Source organism: Metallosphaera yellowstonensis MK1, assembly GCF_000243315.1.
Taxonomy (GTDB): Archaea; Thermoproteota; Thermoprotei_A; order Sulfolobales; family Sulfolobaceae; genus Metallosphaera; species Metallosphaera yellowstonensis.
Genome location: NZ_JH597768.1, coordinates 341,491 through 343,322, shown reverse-complemented (window position 1 = coordinate 343,322; position 1,832 = coordinate 341,491). Strand labels below are relative to the sequence as shown.

Annotated in this window: 2 protein-coding genes and 2 pseudogenes; 3 read left to right on the top strand and 1 reads right to left on the bottom strand. The window is 48.3% G+C overall.

Annotated elements, in window-relative coordinates; genetic code table 11:
- From METMK1DRAFT_RS20205 to METMK1DRAFT_RS20195, 3 genes and pseudogenes are all read left to right on the top strand, one after another.
- A partial coding sequence (locus METMK1DRAFT_RS20205) for a hypothetical protein (RefSeq protein ID WP_216586103.1) occupies nt 1-180 on the top strand: 180 nt, incomplete at its 5' end.
- 3 nt (nt 181-183) lie between these two features.
- Nucleotides 184-696 carry a ribosomal protein S18-alanine N-acetyltransferase gene (gene rimI / locus METMK1DRAFT_RS20200; protein WP_009073317.1) on the top strand — a complete coding sequence of 171 codons (513 nt, stop codon included), beginning with the start codon at nt 184-186 and terminating at the stop codon, nt 694-696.
- Between the two features lie 149 nt (nt 697-845).
- Nucleotides 846-1,454: pseudogene (locus METMK1DRAFT_RS20195) on the top strand (RNA-guided endonuclease InsQ/TnpB family protein); the annotation flags it as partial.
- A 223-nt stretch (nt 1,455-1,677) separates the two neighbouring features.
- On the opposite strand, the pseudogene METMK1DRAFT_RS20190 reads toward METMK1DRAFT_RS20195, so the two are convergent.
- Nucleotides 1,678-1,832, bottom strand: a pseudogene (locus METMK1DRAFT_RS20190) (AMMECR1 domain-containing protein); the annotation flags it as partial.

Genomic DNA, 1,832 nt, shown 5'->3' with positions numbered 1-1,832 from the left:
GATTTTTCGATCTGGAGACCGAGTCCAATCACCTTCTCCTGCGTCCCTTTGGATGTTCTGGGGAAAGCCTTTGACGTAGGTTCAGTGAGTCACGTGCCGACAATAGAACACCATGATGAGGCATTTTCCCATGGACGACCCAACTTAGGAGAGGAGAGATCTAAATCGTGGGGAGGTTGAAACATGGTTGAGACGGTTGAGAAGGATAAACAGTTCACCATAAGGAACGCGAGATTGGACGATATAGACGAGATAGTGAAGATAAACAGGTTCACTCTGCCCGAGAACTACCCCTACTATTTCTTTGTGGAGCACATAAGGGAGTGGGGGGAGGCGTTCTTCGTTGCGTTGGTTGAGGGGTCAGTAGTGGGATACATAATGCCTAGGATTGAGACTGGGTTCAGCAACCTCAAATCCTTCATTCCTCTGGTGAAGAAGGGTCACGTCGTTTCCATAGCTGTTCTTGAGAATTACAGGAGGAGAGGGATAGGGAAGCAGTTGCTCCTTTCCTCAATGCAGAAGATGAGGGAAGCTTACGGTGCAGAGGAGGTATACCTGGAGGTGAGGGTGAGCAATTATCCAGCCATCTCACTCTACGAGAAGCTTGGGTACAGGAAGGTGAAGCTTTTAAAGCATTACTACGCTGACGGTGAGGATGCCTACCTTATGGCCAAGTCACTAGTTGAACAGTCCTGACGAAAACCACTCATCCTTTGAGAGGGGTGCCCGTGCCGGAATCAAAAGCGATTAATGGGATAAGCTACGCCACAGGTAAACACATACAGAACAGCAGTTATCAGATTTTACCTTGATTACGGGGCGCTACCTAACGAGAAATCCCATAACTGCTGTATGGGATGGAGCTGAAGAGGGGTAGGATACAGTCCTTCGCTTCCAAGCACGGTAGGAAAGGGGAGTTGTTGTCGAGGAAGTACTCTCACCGTGAGAGGAATAGAGTTAGGGACTACGTTCACAAGTTCGTCAACAAGTTGCTGGAGATGTATCCCGTGACTACGTTCGCTATAGAGAAACTGAACAAATAAGATATGTTCCAAGACGCTAATGACAAGTTGTCTAAGAAGATTTCCAGGACTGTATGGAGGTCGATCCACTGCGTTCTTAAACACAAGGCCCCACTTTACGGCTCCCTAGTTAAGGAGATGAACCCTTACCACACTTCTAAGTCCTGCCCCAGATGTGGATGGGTTTCCCGAAAGGTCGGCAGGACTTTCAAGTGTGAGAGGTGCGGTTTCACTCTAGATAGACAACTTAACGCATCCTTGAATATCTAACCTCAAGATGTGCGGGTTTCCACACCTCTTTCTCACTCCCACTGGGAGTAGGTGGGTTGGGGTTACCCCGTTAAGGGGCTGAGGGGTGTGAGCGGGTTTCCCCGTGACCCCGGTGAAGCACAAGGGCTGAGGATTGGATATAAATTCATGAAAATTCAATGAAGCCCGAACCCCTTTATCCAATGAAACTGTGCAGTGAGCTCTTTTCCTTACCTTTTGTCCCCACTTCCTTTTTCCCATTACTGTGAGATTCTGGGTCTACCTTTAAGGATGGAGAAGAGATCAGTTGAACCTGAGATACTTGAGCCCTTCATCTTATCTGATCCTTCCGGATGGAGATGACTTCAAAGCGCTCGCATGTAGTTAGAGATTCTTCGAACGCTCCTCAGCCGATTAATTCCTCAAGCTTACACCTTACGTCAGAAGGCCTTAGGAACTTCACGTCACCCTCTGGTTCCGACTCCCTGAAGATGACCCCCTGGAACTTCTTGATCTTGACAGACTTATCCAACCAACAGTCAGGCATGAGCCCTGCCTTAA